Raw genomic sequence first — 12,756 nt, 5'->3', positions numbered from 1 at the left:
TGCCTTGCGTACGTGGCAAGCAGTTATCCCAGCTCGTCCAGCAGCTCGATGAGTTCGGCGCGGCTGTGGACGCCGGACTTCTCGTAGATGTGGCGGACGTGCGTCTTTACGGTGGACTCCGAGACGTTGAGCGTGCCGGCGATGGAGCGCAGCCCATGGCTCGTCACCCACAGGTCGAGCACCACCTGCTCGCGATCGGTGAGGCCCCACGCATCGGGTGCAGACGGGCGGATAGCCTGCGCGGCGCGTAGCGCATCCGAACCAGTCGGAGCCCCAACGGCCGCGGGAGCATCTCCCCCGCGCGGGGTTTCCGGCGCGCAGCCCTCCCCTGCAGGCACGTCCTCGTCAGAAGTCGCCGGAGCGGGCGCGAGTCCCCAGACCGCCGCATCGGCGCTCGCGGGGGCTGTCCCGAGACGCACGGACGTCTCGCGCTCGGAGAACAGGAACACGAACGCCAGCACCAGCAGAAACACTGTCGCGATGCCAAACGGCAGCAGGTTGTCCAGCATCGCGAGGCCAGCGATCTCACCCAGCGACATGCCCAGCTGCACGACGAAGCGGCCGACGCCGATAACGACGAGCGCCGGCACGCCCCGCTCCCGCGCGCTCTCGACGATGAGCACCCAGCACAGGCACTCCGAAACGAGGCTCACCATCTGCGCGATAACCGTGAGCAGCCCCGTCGCCTGCCGATCCGCCGCCAACAGCACGACATAGCCAACGATGACGAGCGGCAGCGCCACCTTGTAAAACGTACCAAGCGAGGCGAACGGGCGACGGCGCCCAACATACTGGGTCGTCGCCACCATCAGCGCCAGCAGCACGATGCCCGCGGCCAGGCATCCCATGTCCAGCGTGAGGCTGCCCGCAACCTGCTCGACATAGAGGCGCATCCCGCCGATCGCGACGTACATGAACGCGATGATGACGAACGTGCGCCATGGCAGGCTCCGCAGCAGCAAAGGCAGTGTCGCGGTATCCGGGCCACCGGACAGCCCGGCGGATCCACCCCGCGCGGCAGCCCCGTCGCGCGGCAACCTGGCCAGGACGATGGCGGACACCGTTGGCAGCGCGCTCACAAGGGCTACGATCACCGCACGCGGCGCGACGTCGACGAGCAGGGTAAACGCGAGCATTAGCGCGTAGGCGATCAGGAAGACAAGCGACGTCCCGCTGAGCAGCCCGCTCGCCGGCAGGCGGGAAAACGCCTCCGCGAGCGCACACACGAGCGCCGCCACCGTGAACCCTGAGATAACCGCCCCGGCGATCGCCGCCACCTGGGGAATACCGGTCAGCAGGTAGAGAGGGGTCGTCAGCGTCGTCACGATGCCGCACGCCAACAGCAGGCCGCGACGCGCGCACAGCGGGGCGAGCCTGCGCCATGCCAGCGCGACGCCCAAGAAGGAGACGGACGCGCCCGCCATCGACGCCACGTGCGCAACGAAGACGGGCAGCGCAGGCGTCATCGGCTGGTTGAACGAGAAGAACGTCCACGCCCAGTAGAGGCCAAGTCCCACGACGCACGATGCGAACAGCGAGGCCGATGGGGCGCCCGCCTTCGGAAGTTCCTTGTCCACGCACCCCACCTCCCCTCTCGCCGTGCCCCGCCCTCGCGATGCCGCACCTGTTAGACGCCCCACGGAAAGCTCGTCGTCTCACCCGAAAGGACGCAGACGGGTCGATCCCGGAGCCCCTCAATAGGCACAAGCGCCCATCAACAAGGAGCGGTTCAGCCCCAGCGATCCTCCCCCGCGGCTGACCAAAATGGATGATGACATCCCCGGCACCGCATTCTACCTGTGGCGACGGAGAAGGACTAGCACGATTCCCGCCCATTCCAAAGGCAACCCGTTTGGTGGATGCCTCTTGCCGATGCCCCAGCCTATTCTTCGACTCGTTCACACGACGCCGGGCCTTGTGCTTGGCGCCTCGACCGCAACGCACCACCCAGCAAGGAGGACTTCATGGCAGACAGCACGTTCACCCGCCGCTCGTTCGTCGCCGGCGCGACCGCCGTCGCCGGCGCCGCCGCCCTGGCCGGCACGGCCGGCATGGCCCTGGCCGACGAGAAGGCCGCTTCCGCCGACGCCGCGGCCACGCCCAGTTTCATGCAGGCGCCCGCCGCGATCGACGCCGCCGACATCAAGGAGACCATCGACGCCGACATCGTCATCGTGGGCGCGGCCCTCTCCGGCCTGTGCGCCTGCCGCGCGGCTGTCGAGGCCGGCGCGACGAGCATCGTCGTCATCGAGAAGGCCGACACCTGGCAGTGCCGTTCGAACCAGTTCGGCACCATCGGCGGCAAGATCCAGGAGGACCTGGGCATCGAGCTCGACAAGAATGCCGCGGTGGGCCAGATCATGAAGGAGTGCGGCTACCGCCCCAACCAGCGTCTCCTCAACCTGTGGGCAGACCACTCCGGTGAGGCGTTCGACTGGTTCCTCGCCCCGATGGAGGGCAAGTACGTCGTCGAGGCCGAGAGCGACCCCTATGACGAGGAGGAGGGCCACCTCTCCGTGCGCAAGACACACTGGCCCGAGCCGGACAACGCCAACACGGCCGACAACTACTACCCGATCTTCAGCGACTGCCAGATCACGCTGCCGACGATGTCGCCGTGGGTCGAGGCCATCTACAACATCTGTGTCGAGGCCGGCGTGACGTTCAAGTTCTCGACGTGGGCGCGCCAGCTCGTCCGCGAGAACAACGAGGGTCCGGTCACCGGCGTCATCTGCCAGGATGTTGACGGCAACTACTCGCAGGTCAATGCCGCCAAGGCCGTGCTGCTCGCCACGGGCGACTTCGCCGGCAACAAGGCCATGATGGAGCACTATGTGCCGTGGGCCACGCGCTTCGCCAGCATCTTCCCGAACCGCGACGCCGCCGGCGAGCCCACGAACACCGGCGACGGCCAGTGCATGGGCATGTGGATCGGCGCCAAGATGGAAGACGGCCCGCTCGCCCCGATGACGCACCACCTGGGCGGCCCGCTGGGCATGGACGCCTTCCTGCTCACCGACATCTACGGCGAGCGCTTCATGAACGAGGATGTGGGCGGCCAGCCGTTCCAGAACCAGCTGTCGCGCCTGCCCAAGAAGACGGCGTGGCAGATCTTCGACGCCAGCTGGCCCGAGCAGCTGCAGTACATGGACTGCGGCCACGGCAACGTCAGCTGGTACGTCGACGCCGACAAGGTGCCCGGCGGTTCGTACGGCCGTAACGCCTTCATCTCGCAGGAGATGTTCGACGAGGCCATGGCCACCGACGTCGGCGTGCAGGCCAACACGATCGAGGAGCTGGCCGAGAAGATGGGCGTCGAGGTCGAGGCCCTCAAGGCCACGATCGAGCGCTACAACGAGCTGGCGGCAGCCGGCGAGGACGAGGACTTCGGCAAGCGCGCCGACCGCATGTTCGCCATCGAGAAGGCGCCGTTCTACGCCTACAAGCTTACGGACACCGTGCTGCTCGTGTGCATGGGCGGCCTGGAGACGACGACGGACTTCCAGGTGCTCGACACCGAGGACGAGCCGATCCCCGGCCTGTACGCCGTAGGCAACGCTCAGGGCGGCCGCTTCCTGGTCGACTACCCGCTGCCGTGCCCCGGCATCAGCCACGGCATGGCGATGACCCACGGCATGCTCGTGGGCAAGATCCTCGCCGCGTTGTAAGGACGCACATCAGGCCCGGCAAAACGATGGGCCCCGCCCGCAAGCAATTGCTTGCGGGCGGGGCCTTTTGTCATGTGCAAACCGCACCTCTCACCGGAAAAAGTGCGGATAGGTCACCTCGATGTCAGCGCACATACGCATGCCCTCAAGCGACGCGTCGCATAGCAAAGCAAGACCCCGATAGAACGGATGCCGTACCTCGCGGCCCATCAACTCAAAGAAGTGGTGCGACCAGGGAAGCACGTGCAGACGCAGGCACTCTTCAAGCAGCTCCGGTTTGTTTTCTGCCAGCCAGGCAAGGAGCTCAAGCAGCAGCCCTATGTGATCCTCGGGCGTATCAGTCGTGCCCTGGCGCCCAATGCCGTTGCGTCGCATCCATGACCGCAGCTCGAGACAGGACTCCCCAAATACCACGCAGTCCTTGTCGGTGTAGACAGATCCCCATGGGGGCGCGACCTTGGGCAGGGGCCCCACGAACAGGCGCCGATACTCCCACGTCAGATCCTCCGCTCGGGGCCCGTCGTCCAGCCCACGCGCCATGAGCGCGAGCCCCTCACGGGCAGCGTCCTCCTCGACAAACGGCCATTCTCGAGCCGCCGCGTCAACGTCGAGATCCGCGAGGGTGGCCATGAGCTCAGCGGCGTCACCTTTCTGGGGATCCTCTAGAAATAGTGGCCCCAACGTTGACCCCACAAACGAAACCTCTGTCCACCTATCGGAAAGCACACCCATGGCCGCCCTCACCCCAACGCAGCTACATGACCTCAACCGGATTTGCCAGCTCGCCGTCAGTGTCACCGGACGGTCGCGCATCCTTGCAGGCGCGCACGAGCATGCAGGGACCCGTCTGGTCAGGACCGGGCAGCGGAGCGAGATCGAGCACAGCTGCATCGGGATATTTCTCAACCAGCTCGTCCATCGGCCCAAAATCCAGGGCCCGCGCAGGACACGAAGCAACGCAGTACGGCTGCTCCCCCTTCTCGACCAGCGCAGCACATCCATCGCACTTGCGAGTAAACCCGGCTTCGGCGTCGACCTTCGGAGCACCGTAGGGGCAAGCGCTCACGCAGCTCCCGCAAGCAATACACGCATTCTGATCAACCGAAACGAGTCCAGTTGACTCGCTCTTGCTCATAGCACCTGTAGGGCAAGCCTCAACACACGAGGGGCGCTCGCAGTGGTTGCACGCCACAGACACCGGATAGCTAAAGCACGTCGTAGAGAAGCAGCCGCCTTCGTCCTTAACCGTCTCGCCACCCACATATTCGTAGACCCGGCGCAACGCTTGCCCGAGCTCGAGGTCATAGGCGTCCTTGCACGCGTATACGCACGTCTTGCAACCAGAGCAGCGTGTTCCATCAAAGTAGAAAGCATACTGAGTCATTTTTGTCCCCCGTTACTCGGTCACCTTGATGACCTGGCCGATGTTGGTATGCTGCGGGTCGCACTTGCCAAACGGCGTGGGGCGGTGCGTCGTGAGGACATTCAAGTTGCCGCCGCGATCAACGCGGTCGCCATCCATATCGGCATCATGCCAAGCGCCGGTCGGCACACCAACAACGCCGGGGACGATGCGCGGCGTCACGCGGACGCCCAGCTCGATCTCTCCAAAGTCGTTGTACACACGGATGCGATCGCCGCTCACGATGCCGCGCGGCTCGGCATCAGCCGGGTTCATCCACGCTTCCTGCGGGTTGAGCTCCTTGATAACGTCAACGTTGCCCCACGACGAGCCCACGCGGGCACGGCTGTGGAAGCCCGTCACGACAAGCGGGTATTCGTCCGTCGTCGTCTCAACGCCATACCACTCAGGCGCATACACGGCGATAGGGGCAACGACGTCGTCGTCAGCGAAGTCATGATTCTGGATGTATTCGTCAAGCTGTTCGGAGTAGATCTCTATTTTGCCAGACGGCGTCTTGAGAGGATTCGCCTCGGAATCCTTGCGGAATGCCTCCAGAGCGATAACGGCACCCGTGGGGCACTTCCTCGTATAGACACCCATCTCCTTCATCTCGTCGTACGTAGGCAGCTCGGCATCTTTCTCGCGCGCCGTCTCATACGCCTCGCGAATCCAGTCGCTTTGGGTCTTGCCCCCATCGGTAAACACGTCCTTCACGCCCAGGGCATCGGCGATGAGCGTGCAGGCGTCGTAGCCAGTCTTGCGCTCAAATTTCTCATGCTCGTAAGGCGCCTGGCCAAACGTCAGATAACCGTCGTCGCCACCACCGCCAAGCATGGACTCCTGCTCAAAGCGGTAATAGTCAGGCAGAATGACATCGCAGTACTTCATGGAGTCTGTCATCTGGATCTCGCACCCCAGAATGAACTGGCACTTGCTCTCGTCGACAAGGACGTCGTGCACCCAGTTGATGTCGGAGTTCTGGTTCGTGAGCAGGTTACTAGCAAACGCCACGGCGAACTTGACGGGGTGGTCGAGCTTCTCCTTCCCAACAACGCCGTCAGCTCGCTCGGTCATTTGATCACCGCGATCGATGGCGTCCACGAGCGAAAACACGGAGACCTGCGTCTTCACCGGGTTATCGAGCGTCGGCATGTTTGGAACCGAAACGGCGTAGTTGGCCTCGCGCAGGCCGTTGCTCGTACCGGGCAGGCCGATCTGGCCCGTCAAGATTGGTAGCATGCAGATAGACCACACCTGCATCTCGCCATTGGAGCGGCGGTTGGGGCCCCAGCTCTGATTGACGTGCAGCACCTTTGCCCCGTGGATCTCCTTGGCGAGGTCGCGAATCTTGTCAGCCGAAATGCCGCAGATAGGCGCAGCCCACTCCGGCGTCTTCTCCACCATGTCGTAGCCGGTGCCCATGATGTAATCGGTATAGGACTTGTTCTGGCCCTTGGCACTCTCGGGCATGGTCTCCTCGTCGAAGCCCACGCAGTAGGTGTGCAGGAAGTCAACGTCGCACCAGTCGTTGGCGATGAGCTCGTGGGCAAGTCCCGCCACCAGCGCACCGTCCGTACCGGGGTTGATGGGCAGCCACTGGTCGGAATGGCCGAGCAGAGAATCGTTCATGCGTGGGTCGATGACGTAGATCTTGCCCTTCGTCGTCTCGCGCATGGCAACGTAGTCGTGGTGGGAAGCAGCTCCGCCAGCACGCGTCTCCGTTGCCGCCGCACCAAACATGAGCACGAGGTCAGCATCGCGAGCGGCCTTAATAGTCGAGCCCACCGTCACGCCAGCGCCATAGATATACGGGGCGATCCAGAGCATCTGGCCATTACTGTAGTTGCCGTAGTATGACAGGTAGCCGCCCAGCGAGTTGAGCAGGCGGAACCACGGGCGAGCCGTCACACCGTACGCGCCGGTGCCAAACGACAAAAAGACCGACTCCTGGCCATACGTGTCAACGACGTCGCGGTAGTTCGTGGCGATGAGCTCGATCGCCTCATCCCAGCTAATCTGCTCGAACTTGCCTTCACCGCGCTTGCCCACGCGCTTGAGCGGGTAATTAATGCGATCGGGGCTATTTACGAGACGCCGATAGGAATGCCCGCGCAGACAGCAGCGCGGCTGAACGTCATCGAGATCATCCGAGGGCTTGGAATATGCGTCAACGCGAACAATCTCGTCATCGCGCACAACCATACGCAGCGAGCAATATGCAGGACAGGCATTTCCGCAGTGTCCCCAGACGATCTTCTCTTCCGGAGCCTCCTCGGCGCTCGCCCGCGCTGCGGTGAACAGGCGCGAGCCCGCACCGGTTGATCCCGCGGCAGCGAGAGCGCCAAGCGCAGTTCCCGCCGCAACAAAGCCGCGACGGCTGACAGCGGTATTCTGAACCATGATTCCCCTCTTTCCCCTCTTCCCTATCCCCTGTGCATCTGCTCCGCGCCGTCCCCTTTTTCTTGGCGCAGAGCAGCCTTGAGCTCACGCTACCAGCGCGGCGAGAGATTGCATCACATGAAACGTGTAATACGGTATTTACCTGCTAGTTTGGAAGAACCCTATCCACCTGATACCATGAGTTCAACCGGGGGATGCGGGCAGAAAAGGGCCTCCTGACGAGGAGACTTTGTCAAGAAGCCTTCTATGGGGGGAACAAAATGAACCTCGTGAGGCATGGGTCAGCAAAGGCAATGCCACAACTTGCCTGTCTGCTTGTCACTGTACTCGTAGACGCCCAAGGAGGGTTCATCCCAGCAGGAGTTCGAGAAGATCTTGCGCTCGTACACACACTCAGCATTCTGTGGCCTGCAGCGCTTTTCACGACGTGCTTTGCGATAGCGGCATGGGACAAGGCGATCCCGGGACACCGGCGCATACCAGGAATCTTTTTTATCCTCGGATATATCGCAGCAACAGCAGGCTGCGCCCTCATGTCATTGGGAGCTTCCGTCCCACCGGCAGCAATAGTGCTTTGCACAGGGATCTCTGCCATTAGCCTAGCCGGGCTGCTTGTAAACCGCATTCGCCTGCTAATACGCCCGAACTCCGAGGCCTCCGAACAGAGCATCGTGCTCGCCATCATATTGGTAACGACCCTCGTAATTGTCCTCTCGCTGTTGCCGACAGAAGCGAGCTTTGCAATCACGCAAGTACTCACGATTGCGAGCTGCGCGGATCTCTTGGTTCCCACGTCATTGGGCAGCGCCAGAGAAACGGAAGGAAGCGCATCAGACGTCAGCCGAAAGCGCGATCGCCTTTCGAAGAGATGTGCGTTATTAGGCCAGTGTTACCAGCTCTCCGAGCGCGAGGCACAAATCGCCGAGATGATCGCGCGGGGAAAGACTGCGCAACGTATAGCCGAGGACCTGGGCATCTCCCAAAACACCGTTCGTGCTCATAGCAAGCACATTTATGCCAAGCTCGGTGTGCATAAAAAACAAGACTTACTCGACATTATCGATCTGTTTGATGCAGACATAGCCCCAAAGCAAGCGCACGAGAAGGCCACCCAGGGGACGCTCCCCTAAAGCGAGGCGAGTCCCCCGGACAAATTGGCCTCCCCTACAGCAGCGCCGCCTCCCACTCGGGCTCCTTGAAGCCCACGAGCACGAAGTCCTTCCCCACGACGACGGGGCGCTTCACGAGCATGCCGTTCTCGGCAAGCAGGGCGAACGCCTCCTCGTCCGTCATGCCCGCGTCGAGCAGGGCCTTCACGCCGCGCTCGCGATAGAGCTGGCCGCTCGTGTTGAAGAACCGACGCACGGGCAGACCGCTGGCCCGTTGCCAGGCGGCGAGCTCCTCAGCAGAGGGATTGTCCTCAGCGATGTGGCGATCGATGTAGGCGACGCCGTGCGCGTCGAGCCACGCCTTGGCCCTGCGGCACGTGGAGCACTTGGGGTATTCGACGAACAAGACGGGCGCAGACGTAGACATGGCGGGCTCCAATCTCGAGAGGCACAAAACCGTCGGTCGGATAAGATCCTTTCTAGCAATTGAGCCCAAGTTCTCACACCTTCTCAAACGCGTCCAGCAGTTGCTGCCGGTTGTGAACACCCAATTTCTTGTACAAATTTTTGCAATGAGAGCGAACGGTGTTCTCAGAAACGAAGAGGGCTTCCGCCATATGGGACGTATCCCTCCCCCGAATAATGAGCTCGAGCACGTCCGTCTCACGCCGAGAAAGACCATATAGCTTCCTCATGCTTGCACATCGCTGCGGAATGGCGTCACACACCACAACAACGCTATCTCTCACATTGGAAGGACGCAGCGGTAGTACCCTAGCAAGGCCCGATGCTTCATCAACGCGAGTAAGCGCGTCTCCGCTAATCACCCTATCAGCATCACCCATTTTCGCAGCATCACGCGAAAACCCAGATGCCACGCCCACAAAGGCGAGAATATATACAGACAAAAGAACAAGCGTTAGTAGCTGCGATGCTCCCGGAGCACCCCCAACCATCGTGCCCGTCACACGCCCAGCAAGTACCCCTGTATACACCAAGCCAGCAAAAACGCCGAAAACAGCGGCGGGGTCCATGTTTCGGAGGCGCGCAAGGCGAAGACACGTAATCAGCATGAACATAGACACCATGGAAAACGCAAGATTCGCTATGCCAGCAAAGAGCGCTGCGTATGCATCCCCCAGAAACGGTAGGGGGACAAAGCCCGTCACTACGATCAGAAAGATCGCCATGTAAGCCTTTCTAAACGCAATGGACGTGTCGACGTGAGCGACTTTATGCGCAGGCATAAGGATCAGAGCCGCGACCAACATTCCAATGGCAAGCACGACATTGAGAGTCGTAGCAGTAGATGAGCCTAGACGAGCTATCGTTCTAGACACTCCACTTGCATACCCAATTGCAGATATGCATACGATATAGCGCCAAGAGCTGACCAGAAAGTTTCCCACAGTTCCACGCGCACCGACCTCGACGCTACAACACTTGTCCGTGAACTCATTCCTAAATACTCGTTTTGAGCATGTAAGCAACGTCACAGTGCTAAGCACAACGAGGACGAGAAGACTCAACGCATATTGAAAAACGTCCGAAAGCAGAGATATGGGCAGGTAGATCACACTCCCCAAGGCAGATCCGGCGATAATCTGATAGGAAGCCTCCCCGCCCCTTAGATCCACCGACCCGAACACCCGTTGCCACATGACGAAAGAAAGGCCGTGGGCAACCCCCAGGCAAAAGGAAGACACTTCGCCTAGAAACAGCCACCGCGGGGAAGCGAACATGCCAAGCAATAGTCCGCCAAACCCCACCAGCCACATCATAGCCGACGCCCATGCGGCATCAAGTCTCAATAAAGACCCCACTCTCGCACGCCCAATTCCCAGTGAAAACAGCGTGCCAAGAAACCCGATAGATCTCGTTGTCTCATAAGAAAAAATCTGGCTAGAGGAGTAACGAACGATCTCCGAGAGCGTGAGCAAACCCCACGCCGAAGTCGATCCCAGGGCAAGAAACAGGGCAAAACCGAAGACAACAAGAAGCTCCGTTGGCAGATAGAGTGTCTTCCTTTGCCTCGGCATAGCCACTCCCCCCGATCCTCAAGAACATGCGTCATCTTCTCGACATCAATTATCTCACCCTAACAATAGCACCAAATAACATAGCCATCTAGCTGCAGGTTTGCCAAAAATCACCTCTGTCATGTGAGGTTACAAATGAAGAGCAAGCTAAGGTTAGGTTAGGCAAAAACCCGAACAGGCCGTAACTGCCCCAGAGCTAGCTCACGGCCAAAACGGGGAGCGAAAGCACCAATAGAAAGGCCCAAATCTAAGGAGGCAAATATGGAACGCACTATGGATCGACGCGCATTCCTAAGGAACACCGCCGTCGCCAGCGCGGCGGGCGTCTTAGCAGTGGGCACGAGCAGAAACACCAGAGTGGCGGAGGCAGACGAAAACACCACCATTAATTCCAGTCTCGTCAACAACGGAATATGGGACTTTGAAATCGCACCGGATCCTGTTTCCGACGAGGAAATCACAAAAACTTACGAGGCAGATATCATTGTTATTGGTGCAGGCGTAGCAGGACTTACCTGCGCCGCTGCCGCCACAGAAGACGGTGCCGACGTCATTTTGTTCGCAGCAAGCTCACAGCCAGTATCTCGAGGGGGTTCCAACCACGGCATTGGGACAAAGGTACAAGAAAGATTGGGCATCCAGGACTACGATCGCGAGCACGTCGTAGGCATGATCAAGCGCGAGCTCGCACGCAACGGTTATCTCGTTGACCAAAAAGCATGGTGGAAGTGGGTCAACAACAGCGCGACCACCATGAACTGGCTCATTGATCTCATGGAGGCTCAAGGATATACCACCACGTTGGAGATTGGCTACGAAGATACCGACGGAACATTCACGGCCAAGCCAGGTTCCCACAACTGGGTCAAGGCGGTCGATGGATCAGAGTCTGGCGCATTCATTGGCGAAAGCTATGTCATCAAGATGTATGAGCAGAAAATTCTGGATCAGGGCGGCACCATTCACTACAGCACTGTCGCCCAACAGCTCGTACGCGAGGATAACAATAAGGGGCGCGTCTCTGCTGTCATAGCAAAAGATCCAGATGGAAACTACGTTAAGTATGTCGGTCGCAAAGCTATCGTGATGGCAACTGGGGATTTTAGTGCGAACCAGGATATGATGGCAAAATACTGTGGTTGGGTTGCCCCCCTCCTTCAGTACAACGAGGTCGATTACAATGCCCAATTCACGTTCGGCGGCCTAGGGCCCGGTGACGGACAAAAGATGGGCCTGTGGGTGGGTGCAGCATGGCAAAAGTGTCAGCCAAACGCACCCATGATCGATGCCGTGGGGCCCATGCCCTATCGTCAGTCCATCGCAGATTTCTCCGGATTACTGCTTAATGAAAAGGGCGAACGTTACTCAAACGAAGACGTCATCTTCTCTTATGGCACATACGCCATGATGATGCAGCCCAATATGACCCGGTATGGCATCTGGGATACCGCTTACGCATCATGGTTCCCTCAGTGGGAAACATTTGGCACCACTATCGTTGAGGACGAGGGAAAGAACCCTACGAGCAGCGAGGATTATCTCGAAAGCTGGAAAGCCAGCGTCGAAGACGGAACATTTGTAAGCGCCGACACAATCGACGATTTGCTTGCCCAGCTTGAAGGCATCGATGTCGAACAGGCCAAGATATCTATTGAGCGATACAACGAGTTGTGCGATAAGGGTTACGACGAAGACTTCCATAAGGATGCGAGCATGCTCGCCCCAATCAAGGAGGGGCCGTTCTTCGCCTGCAAGCTAACGATGGGACCGGCCAACTTCCTATGCGTAACCGGCGGTCTACGTACCAACGAGAGCATGCAGGTCTGTGAAGAAGACGACACTCCCATCGAAGGCCTGTACAACATTGGCATAATGGCAGGGGACTCATACGGCAATTGCTACAACTTCGCAATTTGTGGTCATAACCTGGGCATGAACTGCAACACGATGCCCTATCTGCTTGGTAAAGAACTAGCGTCAAAGTAGCCTGCCCAACTTGAAGGCCAGGGCGCGCTATTCCGTGCGCCCTGGCCTTGTTTTTATAGCCTGCTGCGATAAAAAAGCCCGCAGTTGATGGTGATCCAACAAGAGGGCGGTCAAACGCCGCAACACCTCAATGACGTATCAGATGCTAT

9 protein-coding genes are annotated in these 12,756 nt (G+C 59.9%); 3 read left to right on the top strand and 6 right to left on the bottom strand.

Annotated features, from left to right (window positions below):
* Positions 1-23: 23 nt before the first annotated feature.
* Complete coding sequence (locus KHZ24_09240; protein ID MBS5451374.1) at positions 24-1,577, bottom strand: helix-turn-helix transcriptional regulator; 1,554 nt, start codon at positions 1,575-1,577, stop codon at positions 24-26.
* Between the two features lie 387 nt (positions 1,578-1,964).
* On the opposite strand from KHZ24_09240, the gene KHZ24_09235 reads away from it, so the two are divergent.
* Positions 1,965-3,668 (top strand): FAD-dependent oxidoreductase, encoded by a 1,704-nt coding sequence (locus tag KHZ24_09235; protein ID MBS5451373.1) that lies wholly within the window; start codon positions 1,965-1,967, stop codon positions 3,666-3,668.
* Positions 3,669-3,758: 90 nt separating this feature from the next.
* Here the strand turns inward: KHZ24_09235 and dmsD are convergent, their stop codons facing one another.
* Genes dmsD through KHZ24_09220 form a run of 3 tightly spaced genes read right to left on the bottom strand, consistent with a single transcriptional unit; the run spans position 3,759 to position 7,473 of the window.
* Positions 3,759-4,400 carry a Tat proofreading chaperone DmsD gene (dmsD, locus tag KHZ24_09230; protein ID MBS5451372.1) on the bottom strand — a complete coding sequence of 214 codons (642 nt, stop codon included), beginning with the start codon at positions 4,398-4,400 and terminating at the stop codon, positions 3,759-3,761.
* Positions 4,401-4,422: 22 nt separating this feature from the next.
* Positions 4,423-5,052 (bottom strand): 4Fe-4S binding protein, encoded by a 630-nt coding sequence (locus KHZ24_09225; GenBank protein ID MBS5451371.1) that lies wholly within the window; start codon positions 5,050-5,052, stop codon positions 4,423-4,425.
* Between the two features lie 12 nt (positions 5,053-5,064).
* Entirely contained in the window at positions 5,065-7,473 is a 2,409-nt protein-coding gene (locus tag KHZ24_09220; GenBank protein ID MBS5451370.1) for a molybdopterin-dependent oxidoreductase, read from the bottom strand.
* A gap of 194 nt (positions 7,474-7,667) precedes the next feature.
* Between KHZ24_09220 and KHZ24_09215 the strand changes: the two genes are divergently transcribed.
* Positions 7,668-8,603, top strand: a complete 936-nt coding sequence (locus KHZ24_09215; GenBank protein ID MBS5451369.1) for a helix-turn-helix transcriptional regulator — start codon at positions 7,668-7,670, stop codon at positions 8,601-8,603.
* A 34-nt stretch (positions 8,604-8,637) separates the two neighbouring features.
* Here KHZ24_09215 and KHZ24_09210 read toward each other — a convergent pair whose 3' ends face one another.
* Both KHZ24_09210 and KHZ24_09205 read right to left on the bottom strand, forming a co-directional pair.
* Positions 8,638-9,009, bottom strand: a complete 372-nt coding sequence (locus tag KHZ24_09210) for an arsenate reductase family protein (protein MBS5451368.1) — start codon at positions 9,007-9,009, stop codon at positions 8,638-8,640.
* A gap of 73 nt (positions 9,010-9,082) precedes the next feature.
* Positions 9,083-10,621 carry a helix-turn-helix transcriptional regulator gene (locus KHZ24_09205; GenBank protein ID MBS5451367.1) on the bottom strand — a complete coding sequence of 513 codons (1,539 nt, stop codon included), beginning with the start codon at positions 10,619-10,621 and terminating at the stop codon, positions 9,083-9,085.
* Positions 10,622-10,882: 261 nt separating this feature from the next.
* Between KHZ24_09205 and KHZ24_09200 the strand changes: the two genes are divergently transcribed.
* Entirely contained in the window at positions 10,883-12,607 is a 1,725-nt protein-coding gene (locus KHZ24_09200) for an FAD-binding protein (protein MBS5451366.1), read from the top strand.
* The last annotated feature ends 149 nt before the right edge of the window (positions 12,608-12,756 follow it).

The sequence above is a fragment of the Coriobacteriia bacterium genome (assembly GCA_018368455.1).
In the GTDB taxonomy this organism is placed as follows: Bacteria; Actinomycetota; Coriobacteriia; order Coriobacteriales; family UMGS124; genus JAGZEG01.
Note: the sequence above shows the minus strand (reverse complement) of the source record. Positions and strands in the feature narration are given on the sequence as shown.

Coding starts and splice junctions, on each gene's coding strand:
- KHZ24_09210 (MBS5451368.1), bottom strand. CDS start 9,009: ATGTCTACGTCTGCGCCCGTCTTGTTCGTCGAATACCCCAAGTGCTCC.
- KHZ24_09225 (MBS5451371.1), bottom strand. CDS start 5,052: ATGACTCAGTATGCTTTCTACTTTGATGGAACACGCTGCTCTGGTTGC.
- KHZ24_09215 (MBS5451369.1), top strand. CDS start 7,668: ATGCGGGCAGAAAAGGGCCTCCTGACGAGGAGACTTTGTCAAGAAGCC.
- KHZ24_09205 (MBS5451367.1), bottom strand. CDS start 10,621: ATGCCGAGGCAAAGGAAGACACTCTATCTGCCAACGGAGCTTCTTGTT.
- dmsD (MBS5451372.1), bottom strand. CDS start 4,400: ATGGGTGTGCTTTCCGATAGGTGGACAGAGGTTTCGTTTGTGGGGTCA.
- KHZ24_09200 (MBS5451366.1), top strand. CDS start 10,883: ATGGAACGCACTATGGATCGACGCGCATTCCTAAGGAACACCGCCGTC.
- KHZ24_09235 (MBS5451373.1), top strand. CDS start 1,965: ATGGCAGACAGCACGTTCACCCGCCGCTCGTTCGTCGCCGGCGCGACC.
- KHZ24_09220 (MBS5451370.1), bottom strand. CDS start 7,473: ATGGTTCAGAATACCGCTGTCAGCCGTCGCGGCTTTGTTGCGGCGGGA.